Origin of the sequence: Streptococcus sp. k-628 (assembly GCF_013277475.1) — a bacterium.
Classification (GTDB): Bacteria; Bacillota; Bacilli; order Lactobacillales; family Streptococcaceae; genus Streptococcus.
This window is the reverse complement of the sequence record NZ_VMMZ01000062.1, coordinates 1-17,899: the sequence shown is the minus strand read 5'-3', so window position 1 is coordinate 17,899 and position 17,899 is coordinate 1. Positions and strand designations below refer to the sequence as shown.

The following is a 17,899-nucleotide window of genomic DNA, read 5'->3' as shown; positions in this document are numbered from 1 at the left end:
ACTGACGAAGTCAGTATCATATACATACGACAAGGCGAAGCTGACGCGGTTTGAAGAGATTTTCGAAGAGTATAAAATTGAATTGCTTATAAAAAAGCTCCATACACTGGATGTGTATAGAGCAATGGGGGCTTTATTGAATATAGAGTTCTTGATTTTTCAAGACAATTTCACGTACGCTCGCAAATTTCTTGAGTTTTTTTAGTTCTTCTGGATGAGTGACGAGAGTGATAACATAACCTTCCTTGCCCATGCGACCAGTACGGCCAGCACGGTGTGTGTAGGTTTCGCTATCTCTAGGAATATCAAAGTTTACGACACATTCTAGACTATCGATATCAATTCCACGAGCCAGAAGGTCTGTTGCTAGAAGCAGGGTTAGTTGCTTATCTTTAAACTTTTCTAAGATGACTTTTCTGAATTTAACATTAACATCACTAGCGAGGGAAACAGCTAATATATCCCGATACTGTAGTTTTTCTTCTGCACTTCCAAGGTCTGATAGGCTGTTAAAGAAGACAAGACCTCGGAAATCCTCCACATGAGCCACTTTTCGTAGCATATCAACGCGGTGACGTTGGTCTACCTGCATGTAGAAATGCTGGATATTATCCAGTTTTTGATCAGAGAGATCAATAGTCCGTATATTCGGCACAATCTTTTCTTGGTCAAACTTGGTCGTAGCACTCATATAGACAAGTTGGTGATCACGCGGTGCGTAGTGAGTGATTTTCTCAACAAAGTGAATCTGAGAATCATCTAGTAATTGGTCAAATTCATCCAAGATGATGGTTTCCACATTCATCATCTTGATTTTTTTCAGTTTAATGAGTTCAAAGATACGGCCAGGGGTTCCAATCAGAATTTCTGGTCCTTTTTTTAGGCGTTCAATCTGGCGTTTCTGGCTCGAACCTGACAGGAAGAGTTGGGGAGTCAAACCGATAGCTTCTGCCCACGTTTTACATACATCAAAAATCTGTCCAGCAAGTTCTGTATTTGGTGCTAGAATCAAGAGTTGTTGGGCTTTTTTCTTTTGTAGTCTGAGAAGACTTGGTAGAAGGTAAGCTAGGGTCTTGCCTGTTCCTGTTGGGCTTACTCCTAGAAGATTTTCTCCAGCAAGAAGGGGCTCAAATAGTTGAGTTTGAATGGGAGTGAATTCTTGGAAACCGAGTTGGTCGCTCAGTTCTTGCCACTCGGTCGGTAGTTTAGTTTTCATTTTCTGCCTCAAATCTAATGCCAGCAGTCTGGCGCATAGTATATAGTAGCTCATGAACTGAACTTGCATCTTCCAGCCAAGTTTGGTAGAGATTCAGATCTGGTTGCTGGATCATGTGTGCAAATGCAGCGACTTCCTCAGTCATTGTATGAGGAGCCTGTTGGATAGGGAGTTGGACTTGATTGCCTTGATGGTCGGTAAAAATAGCTGAGCTGACATGTTCGATTGTGTTGAGGGTCAAGCTACCATCTGTCGTATAAATCTCGCAAGGAAGATTGGAAGTGATGTTTTTCCCAGCCTTGATGTGAACCTGAAAGTCAGTGTAGAAGAGGATTCCATCTCCGTTTAGGTCAATGCTATTGTCAAGCTGTTGAGCCTGATAGGTTGCGTCCTGAGCTTTTCCAAAGAGGCGAACGGCAGCGTAGAGAGGATAAATCCCCAAATCCATAAGAGCTCCACCAGCAAAACGGTCTGAAAAGACATTTGGTGTCTCCCCAGCCAACAAGTTAGGCATTTTGGAAGAATACTTGGCATAGTTGAAATCTGCTCCCAAAATTTGTTTGTCTGCTAAAAAGTTTTTGATGATAGTGAAAGCTTTTTCATGGTAATTGCGGGCTGCTTCGAATATAAAATAGTGATTTTTCTCAGCTGTATGTCTCAAGTCTAGCCATTCTTGTGGCTGAGTGACAGCTGGCTTTTCAAGAATGACGTGTTTACCAGCAGACAAGGCAGCCTTTGACTGAGCAAAATGCAAGGAGTTTGGACTGGCAATATAGACCACATCAAAGGAGCTCTTGAAGAAGTCTTCTAATTGATCGAAGAGTTGGATATTCTGATAGCGAGAAGCAAAGGTTGCTGCGGTTTCAAGTTTCCTAGAATAGACTGCGCCCAGCTGGTATTTTCCACTGGCATGGGCTGCTTCTATGAAGTGATGGCTGATAGCACCTGTTCCGATGACACCTAATTTAAGCATAGATACTCCTTTTCCGATTTTAAATCTTTCTTTCATTATAACATAGATAGACGGGACTATCCAACAGAGGGTAAAAAATTTCAAATAAGCGATTCGCTTTCTTCTGAAGAAAAGCTTTCTTTTACGAATAAATAGATAGAAGCATCAAATCTAGTAAATTAGATTAAAAAATGTGCTATAATAGAAGGAGGAAAAGGATGATTCTAAGACATCCGGGCATCAGCCCAACCAATGATTTGGTTGTTAAGAAAATATTCAGCAACCCAGAAATCACTTGTCAGTTTATTCGCGATATGCTGGACTTGCCAGCCAAAAATGTGACGATTTTGGAGGGAAGTAATATCCATGTCTTGCCCTCCCTGCCCTACTCAGCGCAGGATTTTTATACCAGTATAGACGTCTTGGCGGAGTTGGATAATGGAACCCAAGTAATCATTGAAATTCAGGTACATCATCAGAATTTTTTCATCAATCGCCTGTGGGCTTACCTTTGCAGTCAGGTCAATCAAAACCTAGAAAAAATTCGTCAACGAGAAGGTGATACTCATCAGAGCTATAAACACATCGCACCAGTATATGCTATCGCAATTGTGGACAGCAATTATTTCTCAGATGACTTGGCTTTTCATAGTTTTAGCATGCGCGAGGACACGACAGGTGAGGTCTTAACCATCACCAATAATGGACAGGAAAACCATCTAGTCAAGATGGCATTCTTGGAATTAAAAAAATACAGAGAAACCAGCAAAGACGAGGTTCGCAAGCCGTGGTTGGAGTTTTTCGGGAATAAACCCTTTACCCAAGAACCCGAGCGAGCCATCAGCCAAGCAGACCAACTGCTGGACTACAAGAGCTGGTCCGAGGAGGACAGGAAAATGTTTAGTCAACTACGTATGCGTGAAGAACAAGCCTTGTTAGCGCAGGACTATGCCTTGGAACAAGCGGAGGAAAAGGGCTTAGAACGTGGTCTTGAACGTGGTCGAGCAGAGGGTTTAGAGCGTGGTCGAGCAGAGGGGATTGAACAAGGAATCGAAAAAGGTATTGAACAAGGACTTGAACGTGGGAAAGTTGAAGGAAGTTTGTCTATGCTACTAAATCTCGTTCGTCAAGGTCTTCTGGCACCTGAGGTTGCCAGTCAACAGTTGGGGATGACCGTGGCTGAGTTTGAGGCGCTGTTGAAAGAACATAAGTGAGAAAGCTGTAAATATTACACGATACAAAAACAACTAAAAAAGATAGCTAAATTTCTTGATGTAAAGAGTTTGGCTATCTTTTTTTACTTAATGTATTGTTATTTTCAAGAAAGTTTGAACTTTTCGCTTTCTTTTCCGAATAAATAGATAGAAGCATCGAATCTAGTAAATTAGATTAAAAACTATGGTATAATAAAAGGAGGAAAAGGATGATTCTAAGACATCCGGGCATTAGCCCAACTAATGACTTGGTTGCTAAGAAAATTTTTAGCAATCCAGAAATCACTTGTCAATTTATTCGCGATATGCTGGATTTACCAGCAAAAAATGTGACCATTTTGGAGGGAAGTAACATTCACGTCTTGCCCACTACACCGTACTCGGCACAGGATTTCTATACCAGTATAGACGTCTTGGCGGAGTTGGACAATGGAACGCAAGTAATTATTGAGATTCAGGTTCATCATCAGAATTTTTTCATCAATCGTTTGTGGGCTTATCTATGCAGTCAGGTCAATCAAAACCTAGAAAAAATCCGTCAACGTGAAGGAGATACTCACCAGAGCTACAAACACATCGCACCCGTTTATGCAATCGCAATCGTGGACAGCAATTACTTTTCAGATGACTTGGCTTTTCACAGTTTTAGTATGCGAGAGGACACGACAGGTGAAGCCTTAACCATCACAAATAACGGTCAGGAAAACCATCTGGTTAAGATGGCATTCTTGGAATTAAAAAAATACAGAGAAACCAGCAAAGACAAGGTTCGTAAACCATGGTTGGAGTTTTTTGGGAACAAACCCTTTACCCAGCAACCCGAGCGAGCCATCAGCCAAGCAGACCAACTGCTGGACTACAAGAGCTGGTCCGAGGAGGACAGGAAGATGTTTAGTCAACTACGTATGCGAGAAGAACAAGCCTTGTTAGCACAGGACTATGCTTTGGAACAAGCTGAAGAAAAAGGCTTGGAGAGAGGTCGTGCAGAAGGACTTGAACGCGGTCGTGCAGAGGGGATTGAACAGGGCATCGAAAAAGGTTTAGAACAAGGACTTGAACGTGGAAAACTTTTTGCCTTTCTGGATATGGTTCGCCAAGGACTTCTGACTTCCGAGGTTGCTAGTCAGCAGTTGGGTATGTCAGTATCTGAGTTTGAGGCGCTATTGAAAAAACATTACAAATAAAACATAAAAAATACAGAGAAACCAGCAAAGACAAGGTTCGCAAGCCGTGGTTGGAGTTTTTCGGGAACAAGCCCTTTACTCAACAACCCGAGCGAGCCATCAGCCAAGCAGACCAACTGCTGGACTACAAGAGCTGGTCCGAGGAGGACAGGAAAATGTTTAGTCAACTACGTATGCGCGAAGAACAAGCCTTGTTAGCACAGGACTATGCCTTGGAAACAGCTAGGGCGGAAGGTATTGAACAAGGTTTAGAGCGTGGACTTGAACGTGGCCGTGCAGAGGGGATTGAACAGGGACTGGAGCGTGGACTTGAACGTGGAAAACTTTTTGCCTTTCTGGATATGGTTCGCCAAGGACTTCTGACTTCCGAGGTAGCCAGTCAGCAGTTGGGTATGTCAGCATCTGAGTTTGAGGCGCTATTGAAGGACCACCATAAATAAGACCTAAAAAATACAGAGAAACCAGCAAAGACGAGGTTCGTAAACCCTGGTTGGAGTTTTTCGGGAATAAACCCTTTACCCAGCACCCCGAGCGAGCCATCAGCCAGGCGGACCAACTGCTGGATTAAAAATTAGGAAATATCGTGTAGAAAATAGTAACAGATTTTATCTCTTTGTGGGATGAAATCTGTTTTTTTGTATGATGGGCAAGTCCTACATCTGAGTGGCAAGTTCTCCGTAGGTATCCGCTATCGGTTAATGCATAGCATATCTGAATGAAATAAGAACTGAACAAATCAGTTAGGAAAGTCAAAGTAATCTCTATTGATGTTTTAGAAGTACTAGTGAACTATTCCAAATTCAATATCCTATAAACGAAAATCAAAAAGCAAGCCAGGAGACTTATGTAGGATAGCTCAAAATACTAATCTTAGATTAAGGATAAGAGTAGGATGATAATCAATGGATTTAGAACAAATATAATGAGCTGAAGCTGGGATAGTACAAGGGGCTTTTAAAATATTGTTAGAAATTACTTTAAAATCCCCTTATCAATTTGTTCATATTTTATTTCAATCTACTATATTTCCAAGCTTGATTATCATGAGGTAAGGGCTGAAAGCGGTCTAGGGATAGGAGTGGTTTTGGAGATGAGAATCGTCAAAGGAAGGAATAAGGAATTGTGACTCTAGGAATAGGGGATAGTGAGATGAAATAAATGCTGAACAATTCAATTTCTAACCAGCTAACCATTTAATCTTGCTACAAATAGGTATCGAACAAGTCCCGTAGGTCTTAGACATTTTTCAGAAACTGATGATAAGCTCTTCCAATCAAAAAATAGGGAGGGTTTTTCAAACTAAAATCTGAATCCATACTTGGTTTCTAAAATCAATTTAATATATTCACACTGCTAAAAGCCATCCGATTATAACTATTATTATACTAAAAATTTCATAAATAAAGATATAGAAAAGTTATTAGTTTCTAAGAAATAAATCAAAAAAGTGTATACCTATAATCAATATAATAAACATATGCTAAAAAATTCTCTAAAAATCAAGATTTTTGGATGATTAGATGGTAAATTCGGGGGGGGGGTATGGTATAATTATTACTAGACTGTACACTGGGTGCAGTGGGTTAAATAGTTCTATCAATACTATTTAATATCATGTGAGTTTGAAGATGATAAGGCTATTTTTGTTTTCAAAACAACTTATAAAAAAGGAGAAAGATTTCATGGACTTTGGAAAATATAACAAAGAAAAGGTTTTCCGATATTCGATTCGAAAATACCACTTTGGTGCTGCCAGTGTCGCGGTTGCGGCATTGATGTTCTTTGCTAACGGGGCAGTAGCAGCGCATGAACCCATCACTCCAGCTACGGCAAGTGATGTCGTTACGGCAGGTTCTGATGGCAATGTAGATGGGGATCCAGGGGTCTCGGATGAGGGAGACTCGAACAAGGTTTTAACTGACCAGCCAGCTGAACTCACAGCAGCTGATGAGGTGCAAACGCAAGAAGCGCCAGCTGAGGGAACCAATCAAGGGCAAGCAGGAGCTGAGTCTAACTCTGCTCAGTCCGAGACAAATCCAGCTAACCAAGAACCTTCTCAAGCAGGAGAAGTAACAGAGCAAGAAGAGCCGACCGTCGCTGATACGACAGCAGCCAAATCGACTCAAGGGAATCTGCAAGCTTTGTTGGCAAAACTAACGCTTAGCTCAATGCAGGAACTCCATGCTGAAGTGGAAGAGCGTTTAGCAGCAGCTAAGGCAGTTTTGGAAGATCCAAAAGCGACGCAAGCGCAGGTTGATGAGCAAGCAAGACTGATGGCTGAGCTTATGAGTCGTGTCAATCAAGCCTTGACACCTAGCCTAGAAACTCCAACAATCTTGGAAAAGGCAGGTCTGGCATCTACAGGTCTGACCTCTACTGGACTTACTACTCCAGAGGGAGCTACAACTGCGCAAACAAGTGGAGGAAAAGGTCGTAGAAGAGCTTTGAGCGAGCCTACATCAGATGAAAATCAAGTTAGGCCATCTGCTGGAGGAGACTCAACAGGTTCTGGAGCTGGCTCTCAAGCTACTCCACAGACGCTCCCAACCTACACAAATACAGAAGGTAAAAATGGTGTTTATGGACTAAAAGATGAATTAGAGTTCATCACTGAGCAACTCCGAGCTAACGGAGCATCAGCAGATAAAATCCAAGCAGCCAAGGCAGCTGTTGATAAGTTCAATGAAGCCTTCTCTAAAGGTGACACTATTAGTCAAGAAGACTTTAGTGCTGCCTTAGCAGACCTGAAAAAATCACGTGAACTAATCGAAGGAGTCCTCTCTGAAAAAGAGGCTAATGGAGCGGTTGTTTCAAGTCCCCTTGAACCACGAGCTTTGAATGGTGGTTCATCTGACTATGAAGCTATTCCAACTGAGGATGAATCAGCAAGAGCTGACAATGTAACCATCCAACCGCGCACCAACGCTACAGGATGGTCAGGTTTCCGCTCGATGCCGGCAGGAGCACAAACACGTACGAGACGTGCGCCTGGACAGGATAGAGCGATAGCTACAAGAAGTGGTATAGAATCAGCGGACTACGATACAAAAACAGGTTACTTATTTGAGAGTGGTCAGAATGGTTCTCCCTACCCTAAGTATTCTTATGTATTCTATTCAAAAGGTGGAGTAGGGAATACTTATTATGAAGGTGGAAAGATTAGCGAAGCTTACCAAGGGTTTCACATCAATGTTCGACCAACAAAAACAGGTTTATACTGGCAGATAACGGTTAATGAGAACCATAAAACGCTGGGAGTCAATAAGGTTTACTTTACCCTTCCACAAGGTCAAGTTCTAAAGAGCGGATCTGTATCTGTTCAAACGTTTAATAAAAATGGTGGAACATTACTAGAAAGACCAACAGTAGCATCAGGAGAAGATGAGCTGAAGAACGCTTTGTCAAATGCTTTTAGAAATCTTCCTCAGGATTCGCCTTTTAGAGGTGCGGAACTTAAAGATGTAGAAAAAGGAACAAAAGATAAAACAAACGCAAGGATATCAAATATAGGAACAACTCAAGCTCAACGTTTTAAAGTCGGAACTTTAGAAGATATTGCTAGAGAACAAACTTACGGAGCTGGTTATCTAAACAGAGGTTTCTATAATAGACGAGATATTGAACCGAGTAATTTACAAAAATATTCAGATGCTAAATTTAACACCATTCAGAATGATGTTCGTGATGTGTATACTTTCTCGTTAAATAGTGGTGATGACCATTCTTATAAAATCACTTTTGAGACAAGTGGTTCAAATGATTTAGGTAAATTAACTTACGCTGGTGGTCTTAAGCGTGTAGAAAATGCTACTCGTCAATTAATCAACCAATGGTATGCAAGAACACCTGAAGAAAGAGACGACACAGACAAGTTCAAGTTTAAAATAAGCGGAAATGGATATTTTAAAGTTGATCAGAATACAGCGTATGTTAATTTCGCAACTTCTTATCCAGATGGTACACAAGTAAAAGCAGAAGGAGCGAATAAAGCTCTAAACTATCCAAGGTACATTGATGATCCACTTAATACCGGTACAAAAGGGGTTTTAACTTACTCTGGAGATGGTAGCGCTAATGGTGCCTTCAATATTGACTTCACTTCATACGGGGAGTACAGTGATGAAAATGATCAACCAATTGAGAAACAAAAAGGGAAACAAGAAGCCAATCAGAGAAATCAGAGTTTTAGAGTAATTGACGAAGATACTAAAAAGGTATACGATTTAACAACGGATGCTGGTAAAAAGCAAATGACTATGGACATTATTTCGAAACCTGGTGTTCATAATTTCCGTTATGTACGTCGATTCCCAACTGATAATTCTTCTGATACTGGGACGTTGAGCTTTGTAACAAAACCTAAGACACCGACGCTTCAAGCGTTGACTAATAGAGCTGAGATTACGACTAATGTTACAGCTAGTGGTGGTACTCAAGGTTATAACATGGTTCTATACCGCAAGTTGGATAATGGAAACCTAGAAAAGGTTAAAATGATTAAAGACGGTGTAGAAGTAGACGCTGTAGCGGAAGCAAATGCTCAAGGGCAAGCTACTTTTACAGGTGTAGAATTAGCACAAGGTAAGTATGTTGTTAAAACAGTTGTTGATGATTCTTGGATTGATTATGACAATACGAAACACCAAACTGTTGAGTCAGATAATAGTGCAGAGATGACTGCTACCGTTGGTCAAAAGTTTGCTACTAAACCTGTTATTACTCAGGATGTGACAGACTTATCTCTGGCAGTTAAGATTGGTCAAGATAATGCTACTAAGGCTGTAGTTCGTTATACGGATACGAATAATAAAGAGCAAAACGTTACTTTTGTCAAAGCGACAGATGGAAACTGGAGCAAAGAAACAGCGACAGCAAACTCAGGGATTAGTATTCAGTCAAGTAGTAATGGAACCGCAGTGGTTACATTACCGAATGGAACAGCAAAACCAGCATCTACTGTCTATGCTAAACAAAAGGTTGAGAATAAAGCTTATAGTGAGGAAGCATCAAAAGAGGTTTCTCAATTACGTATTGGATTAGCTAACGCGTTTGGAACAGAGATTAAAGAAGGGATAAAATTTAAGACTCTGATACCTGATTTTAGAACTACTGGTAATACTCTTAAGTTCTTAGCTAAAGGAAATACAAAAATTAAAGCAATAGAGGTTACTGGAGGAGAAAACTTAGGTATTAGCTGGGTTAAAAATGGACTTGGCACAACAACGGCCTATATTGCTGCTAATAATCCAAGTGGATTTTCTAGGGATAAAGGAGGAGTGCATTCCCTGACAGTGAAGGTTACTCCAGATACAGGAAAACCAGAAACATTTGAGACTAGTGTAATTATTCCACCTAAGGCAGGTACTTTTGAAACAACTAACGAGCAACTAAAAGAAAAAGCAAGTGAAAAACCAACGATTAAAGTGAAAGACTTGAATACAAATCTTGGTTTTGGAAATATTACTTCTCCTGAACTTGAGTGGAAGGCCTATCTTGTAAAAGGTGGTAGAGATGCTGACCCTGATTATCAAAACTATTACTTTAAATCAGCTACTGATTATACAGTCTTAGCTTCATCAAGTATTACTGCTGATGGTAAGGCAACCTTTGATGCTGCAAGTTATAGACAGACGAATGTAGGAACAGATCCGTTAAAAGTCGTCACAGCTTTAGTTCACAAAGGTACTGACACAATCTTTGATGGAGTTGTATCGCCTCTAAGCACAAGTACAGTTCAGGCAACTTCTCAGAAACAACCTTTCGCAACGAAACCAGTTCTAGCAACAACTCCTAATGGAGATGTGACTGTCAAAATAGGACAAAATGGAGCTACATCTGCGGTTGTTACTTACGAGATAGCAAATGGAAGACAACCTGTAATACTTCAAAAACAAAATGGAACTTGGACTAAGTTTGAAGGACTAGGGCAAACTCCGGCTACGGTTGTAAATGCTGCAGATGGTACAGCGATGGTTACAGTTCCATATGGTACCGCGCGTTCAGGAACGCAACTTAGTGCACAACAAAGAAGTAATGATACAGATCCAAGTGAGGCAGTTACAATTACTGTTCCAACAGATACGACAGTACCTGAAGTTAAAATTGGGACAGGAGATAATGCTCAAACATTACCTCAATCACGAAATGACTCGGATGCTAGGGATGCTGTATATGAAGTGGTTCAAGGTCAGGCATTCAGACCAGAACTGAAAGCCTGGGATAATTTTGAGAAGTTGACGAAATTTAGAATAGACAACTTACGTCCTGGAATAACAGCTACTAATGCAAATGATTCCTTCAATACGACGACTAAGTACAGTCAACAAGCACCATTTAGTCCAACATTCACAGGGAATATACCTGAGAATACAGCACCAGGTGTCTATACATCTACTATAACAGTTAGCGATGGAACAACGGGTGATAAGAACTATTACTTTAAGTATAAGGTTCTTCCAACCGCTCCAACAGTGACACCTACTACACAGACAGGTAACCAAGTGTTATCAAATGATAGAACTCTAAAGGGAACGGCTACAGCTGGTGCTAAAATCAAAGTAACAGTTGCAGGTCAGACAGTGGCTGAAAATATCCAAGTAGGAAGTGACGGACATTGGACAGTAAACCTTAGAGAAGGGTTAAATAGTAACCATGCTAACCAGACTCAACTAGTTGCTAAAGACCCTGTAGCTGTTACTCAGACGGTTAATGGCGTAGAAAGTCCTAGCACAAATGTTACTGTTGCGGTAGGTTCGACAACTATTGAACCATCAGAAACAGGTGGAACTAGCTTGTACGCAGGAGCTAAAGAAGTAGTCGTAAAAACACCTCATGATGCAGGTATGTTCTACTTGAGATATACAGATAAAGATACTGGAGCTACAAAAGACTTAGGATTCAAACGCACTAGTATTGATGGGCCGTGGACTTCAGTAGATTCGACACAAGCAGTAGTAAAAGGTACTCCAACGAAAGATGGTTTCACAGAAACAGTGACAATCGCAATGAAGAAACCTATCAAAGTGGGAACAGCCAGCACGAAGACCAATATCTCAGAAGGAAACTATGGTACACCAGCAGATTGGCAAGCTATTTCTGTGACAAATGAGGCACCGACACTAGCTGGACCTCAAGGAAATACAACAACAATCGAAAAAGGTGGACAGTTAAACTTAGATACGCTAGTCACAGCTCACGATAAAGAAGACGATCAAAATGCAACACTAGGGAATGGTGTGACAAAAGAGATTGTTTCGGTAAATGGAGTTGCTGCGACAAAAACTGTCGATGTTAATAGACCAGGTTCTTATGTTGTGAAATACAAAGCAACAGATAGCCAAGGAGTATCATCGTCTGAATTAGATGTAACGGTTAAAGTTAAGCCAACAGCACCGACAGTAACTGCAGGGGATAACGGTGACGTAACAGTAAGACCAGCAATGCAGGATAATGTGAATACAGTAAGTTTCACCTATACAAATGCTAATACGACAAGTCCTACGAATAAGACGGTAACAGCCAATAAGACAAATAATAGCTGGTCACTGACAGGTGCTCCGACAGATGGTGTAACAATCGATGCCACTACAGGTGTAGTTACGATTAAAGACCGAGAAATCAAAGACAATTCACAAGTAACAGCCAAATCAGTCACGACTGATAATGTAGAAAGTACTACTGTAACAGCCAACTCAAAAGTTGGAGATCGTATAGCACCTACCTTTACTTTTAGCGATAAGTATACAGAAGTCGTGAATGGGGAACGTGTTGTTTATGTGACACCAACAGAAGACTTGGCGGATGGTTCAATTACATTAGGAACTGTAGAAGATAATTCTGGTAAGCTGAGTGAAGTAGTATTATTCCAGGGTGATTCTCAAAGCACTAATATGCAATATGAGTTGCAATATAATATAAAACCTAAAACTAATAATGGTGATTTTGCTGCTCCATATGATATTCAGATTACAGGTAAACTACCAAAATTAAATCCAGACACAAGGCGTGCATGGGACCCTAATCTTAATAATGGTAACATAGTGACTCGTTACGTTTCAGCAACAGATGCTGCTGGTAATCAACTGAAGAGTATCAGAAACGTTGCTACTGAACCGACTCGTGTTGTAATTAGACTTCTAACTCAAAAAGATAAATATACTCCTCAAATCTCAACACAGATTTTGAATAAAGATATTACTGCAAGCAATGCGACTGTGACTGCAGACGAGTTTAACAAAATCAAGGAACAGATAGACTTCTCGGCTAAAAAAGGTGACGTGAAAGTCAATCGTAATAGCACTGATTTAACTATTGAGCGTAAAGACAATGGTGCGATTAAACATAAGGCGGATACGGATACTTATTATGTTGAGGCAACTGTGACTTATCCAGATGGAACAAGGGAAGATTTTGAAATTCCATTAGACAAAGGAGATAAAGTAGCTCCGAAGGTAAAAGTAAATGGTGTCGAGTTAAAAGACAATGTGACCGAAAACCCTACTTTTGTAGTATTCCGTGGTGCTACATTTAATCCAACCTTTGAAGTGAACGATAACTCTGGAACAACAACTTATCTAAAAGCATCGGACCTTCCAACAGGGCGTGAATTCGTTAAAGACGAGAGCATGTCTAATGGAACAAATGCGCAAATCAATAGTGATAATACAGTTCCAAATACTGCAGTTTTAGGTGAACATGAGGCAAAAGTTTTAGTCAAAGATGCTTCAAATAACCAAAAAGAATACAAATTCAAGTATATTGTTGCTGATGTTGAATTAAAAACTTCTGAAAAAACAGTAGAATTCAACTCAACATTAGGAGATGCACATGAGTTTGTTAAAGCGGTTGTTGCTTCAAATTCGGATGGAGATGATAAATACTATCCAAGATCAATGACATTCAAATGGTCTAAGGACAGCTCGGATGTAGCAAATGATACTCAACTTACGACTCCTGGAACTGTAACCTATAAAGCAGTGGCTGATTTTTATAATCAAGGTGGAAAATACACTAAAGATATTGCTGGAATAGGCAATGGAGTAACTATCTACGCACCGGATAAGATAGAAAAACCAGTTACATTTAAAGTCAAACCAACAGCGCCAACAGTAAGACCACAAGATAATGGCACTGTGCTTATTACACATGACAACCAGCCGAATGTAAATCGTATTAGTGTAACATACACAACTCAAGGAGATAATCCAAGGGAAGTGACATACACAGCGACGAAGAATGGTGATTCTTGGTCATTTGGTTCGGGTGCCCCTCTGACAGTAAATCCAACAACAGGAGAGATTAAACTTAAAGACGGTTATGTGAAAGAAGGTTCAACGGTAAAAGTTAAAGCTCTTACTACACCAACAACAGGAAATGTAGAAAGTTCTGAAACTACTGAAACTGTAAGAAATAGAGACCACCAGTTCCCTACAGTAACATTCCAAAACGTAGAAATAGATGCTGATGGAAATCGCGTAGTGTATATCACACCAACAGAAGAAGCTAATTTACCAATAGCAACGTTTAATGACAATTCAGGGAAATTAGTAGCAGCTAATTTTGTTGGATATGATGGAAGTCCTACTAATTTAAGCAGTGTAAATCTTGAATTTTCTAATAGATTTGCTAAAGATAGCGCTGAAACACAACATGATGCACCAATTACATTAAATGTTACAGGTAAGTTATCGAAAACAAATCCTGCTGATAGAAATAACTTGTGGACAGATGGAGGAACGATTGGGACTATTTATGCGGATGCAGAAGATGTAGCAGGAAATAGGTTACATGAGTCTCCAGGAGCTAAAGACAATACTAAAAACAGTCCAACACGTGTGATACTTAAAGCAAGAACACAAGCAACTAAATACATACCTACTATCACTACTCAGCCGTTGGAGAAATATATTACTAACACGACGACAGTGACTGGGGATGAATTTAACGCTATGAAGGAAAACTTGACCTTCACTGCGACAAAAGGTAATGTAAATGTAACTAATAAAACATCAGACTTAACAGTTGCTATGAAAGACAGTGGTTTAATTAAGTCTAAAGAGGATGGTAGTCATTATGTCGGAGCAACTGTGACTTATCCAGATGGAACAAGGGAAGACTTTGAAATCCCGGTTAAGAGTATAAAACCAGCTGTACCAACTGTAACTCCTGAAACTAACGGAGATGTTACAGCAACTCCAGTAGACGAACCAAATGTCGATAAACTAGAAGTAACTTATACTCCAGCAGATGTAAATCAATTGCAAGTTAATGGAGATGTGACGAAAACTCCTCAAGCAGAGACAAAAGTTGTTGCTACTAAGGATGCTAATAATCAATGGAGCATTACAGAAGGTGCGAAAGATGGTATTAGCATAGATCCGAATACTGGTAAAATTACATTGAAGGACCAAGTCGTTAAGGGTCAATCAAATGTTGTAGCTAAGGTTGTTGCTCAAAATGTTTCAAGTGACAGCGCTAGTCAAACAGCTGCTAATGGAGATACTACGTTACCAGTTATCGGTGCTTCTTCGAAACTTGTCGAAGCTGGAAAAGAAGTCAATATTCCTCTTGAGCTATCAGACGCTGGAGTAGGTATTGATGAAAGTAATATCAAAGTTACAAACTTACCAGAAGGTTTGAGTTACGATGCAGCAAGCAACTCTATCAAAGGAACGTTGAAAGATGTTTCTAAGAGCGATATAAAAGTAGCTGTCTTAGATAAGAATGGTAATAAAGCTGAGAAAACTATTTCTCTAGTCGCTGTGAAGCCAAAAACAGTTTATGCAATCAGTGGCGGAACTATTGAAAATGTTGATGATGCAGCTAACTTCGTAGAAGTACCGGCAGGTGTTACTTTAACTTCTGCAACGTGGAAAGATGACTCTAAACCAACAACAGAAGAAGTAGGACGAACAACTAGAACGATAACAGCAAATCTAGATGGTTATGGTAACCTTGAATTGACTACCCCAGTATTCGTTTATCCAGCTGTTACTCTTCGTAAAGTGAATAACCAAGAAGTGACAACATACTATGAGGTTGTTGGTCAACCATTGACATCAGCAGTGTGGTGGACTGGAGGTAGAACGCAACCAGCTAAGCCTGATTTCTATGTAGCCTTTGAAGGTGATAAACCAGCAGGGACGACTATTGAATTTGAAGGCGGAATGCCTACAAGTACAACAGCAGGAACAATCACTAAAAAAATCATTGTGACTTATCCTAATGGAGCTGGAATATTTGAAAGAGAACTTACTTTCAGAACTTATGGTTACGAGGCGAACTATCCAACAGGAAAAGACTATTTTGAAACAGAAGTAGGAAAACCATTTACAAATGCTGGTGCTGCCTCTTATGTCAAACCAAGTAGTAATTTAACTACGCCATCAAGAACGTACATAGGATGGGGGGATGGTTTTGGTTCTTCTCCAGTACAACGCGCGCAAACAACTATAGGAGTACGAGAAGAACAGGTCAATGTTCACTATGGAACTAAGGTTGAAAGTGAGCGTGGTGACGAAACACATCGTTATACAGATCAAAACATCAAAGTAACGTTAGCGGTTAAACCAAAAGCACCAACACTTCAAGGTCAAGCAGGAACTAAACCAGCTGTTACAGTATCAAACTTACCAGAAACTTCTCAGTTAGCGACAGGATCAACTGTAAAAGTCCAACTTAAAGACGCTCAAGGCACTGTTGTCGCAGAAAAAGAAATTACAGCTGGAACAACAACAGTAACATTCGCGGCAGCTGACTACAAGAAAGACTTAGCATTAGGAGAGCAACTAAACGCTAATGTCCTTGTCGCTGGAACATACAAGAAAACAATTAGAAAAAATACAACAGAAGACACTGCTTATGAAGTATCTTCTGCTAAGAGTGATTCGGTAACTGTTAAAACGTATGCTGACTTCTACAGAGATCAAGTCACTTATCCAACGAATACTGAAAAAGTGACTTATGGTAATACAGCAATCACCGATGGTAACTTTACAGATGCGGCCAAAGAGAGCTTTGCAGCTAAAATTAAAGAAGCGAATGCAAATAATAATAACTTACCTGCAGATGTAACTTATACTAAGGGAACTACGGATGATAAGGCGAAAGTAGCTACGATTAACTTCCCAGAAGATGGTTCTACTATTGACATTTCTCATACGCAAGTAGCCAAACCAGAAGTTCCGACCTTTACTAAGACGGCAGGAACTGAAGAAGATCCGAAATTAAGTGATGTGGATCGTACGATTTCTGGTACAGCCCTTGAAAGTGCTACGAAGGTTGTATTGACCTTACAAACTGGTAAAACTGTTGAAATTGACGCTAATAACGGAAAAGACCCAGATAATCTTCAACCAGGCGAAGGTGCACTGAAAAATGGTGTCTGGACTTATAAACTTCCTAACGATACTTACTTACGTCAAACAGACCAATCTACTGAAATAGGTTCATCTACATTGCCTGTTAAAGTAAAACAAACTGTCTTTACTGCTGATAGTGATGAAAGCAAGATTTATGTAGCCAAAGAGCGTAATTTCGCAGGGAAAACCATTACAGCAGCTAAGGGAAGTCAAACTCTGACTGACTTGAAAACAGATGCTCGAAAAGGTATTAGCTACACTGAAAAGAATGTCGAAAAAGACTTCCCAAGTGACTTTACAGCTACATGGGTTGACGGACAGCCTGATGTTGAAACAGTTGGAACAAGAAAGTATAAGGTTCAATTAAGTGAGACTTCTGCAACTGGCACAAATAAAGTCGGCGAATATGATGTAACGATTACAGTGACAAATCCAGCACCAGCAGCGTTGACTTATGAGAACAAGCAAAATGGTGAAACTGTTGTAACTATCCCAGAAGATGCAGACGAAGTAGTATTTACTGTTCCTACAACTGATACAACTGTAAATACAATAACTGTAAGTAAAGCGAATGGTTGGACAGCAGATGGTATTGAAAAACGTGGAAATACGTGGGTCTTCCCAGCGAACTCAGTACAAGGAAATCGTCAAGTAACAGCAGTTGCGACAGCAGGAAGTGGCGATACCAAGAGTGCGCAAACACCAACGTCAATTTCAGCGCCTGCACATACAGTGACGACTAAGACGATTACAAAAGTGATCGGTGAAAATCCTACAAATGCAGAGTTACTTGCTGCGGTAGATGTAGCTGACAAACAATCAGCTGCACTGAAAGAAGGAACACAATATCCAACTACAGTAGGTAGTCATAATCTTGACGTTGTTATTACTTACGCAGATCAAAGTACAGAAAACGTGAGAGTGCCGTATGTGGTGAAACCAGCAGACAAGACAACTCTAACGCAAGCGAATAA

General features: G+C 40.3%; 4 protein-coding genes and 3 pseudogenes. 5 read left to right on the top strand and 2 right to left on the bottom strand.

Annotated elements, in window-relative coordinates:
- Positions 1 to 133: 133 nt before the first annotated feature.
- On the bottom strand, positions 134 to 1,216 hold the full coding sequence (locus HT730_RS07725) for a DEAD/DEAH box helicase (protein WP_173307261.1): 1,083 nt from the start codon (positions 1,214 to 1,216) through the stop codon (positions 134 to 136).
- Positions 1,206 to 2,189, bottom strand: a complete 984-nt coding sequence (locus HT730_RS07720) for a Gfo/Idh/MocA family oxidoreductase (protein ID WP_173307260.1) — start codon at positions 2,187 to 2,189, stop codon at positions 1,206 to 1,208. Before HT730_RS07720 ends, HT730_RS07725 begins: the two co-directional genes overlap by 11 nt.
- 197 nt (positions 2,190 to 2,386) lie before the next feature.
- On the opposite strand from HT730_RS07720, the gene HT730_RS07715 reads away from it, so the two are divergent.
- The 5 genes and pseudogenes from HT730_RS07715 to HT730_RS07700 all read left to right on the top strand — a co-directional run.
- Positions 2,387 to 3,382: an Rpn family recombination-promoting nuclease/putative transposase gene (locus HT730_RS07715; protein ID WP_173307259.1), complete on the top strand. Its 996-nt coding sequence runs from the start codon at positions 2,387 to 2,389 to the stop codon at positions 3,380 to 3,382.
- A 209-nt stretch (positions 3,383 to 3,591) separates the two neighbouring features.
- Positions 3,592 to 4,362 (top strand): annotated as a pseudogene (locus HT730_RS07710) (Rpn family recombination-promoting nuclease/putative transposase); the annotation flags it as partial.
- A gap of 12 nt (positions 4,363 to 4,374) precedes the next feature.
- A pseudogene (locus HT730_RS10690) lies at positions 4,375 to 4,566 on the top strand (hypothetical protein); the annotation flags it as partial.
- Positions 4,563 to 5,006: pseudogene (locus HT730_RS07705) on the top strand (hypothetical protein); the annotation flags it as partial. The pseudogenes HT730_RS10690 and HT730_RS07705, both read left to right, overlap by 4 nt.
- A 1,242-nt stretch (positions 5,007 to 6,248) precedes the next feature.
- On the top strand, positions 6,249 to 17,899 hold an 11,651-nt coding region (locus HT730_RS07700; protein WP_173307256.1), incomplete at its 3' end, for a YSIRK-type signal peptide-containing protein.

What these genes read in the sequence shown, in the direction of transcription:
- HT730_RS07725 (WP_173307261.1), bottom strand. Translation starts at nt 1,216, where the DNA reads ATGAAAACTAAACTACCGACCGAGTGGCAAGAACTGAGCGACCAACTC.
- HT730_RS07720 (WP_173307260.1), bottom strand. Translation starts at nt 2,189, where the DNA reads ATGCTTAAATTAGGTGTCATCGGAACAGGTGCTATCAGCCATCACTTC.
- HT730_RS07715 (WP_173307259.1), top strand. Translation starts at nt 2,387, where the DNA reads ATGATTCTAAGACATCCGGGCATCAGCCCAACCAATGATTTGGTTGTT.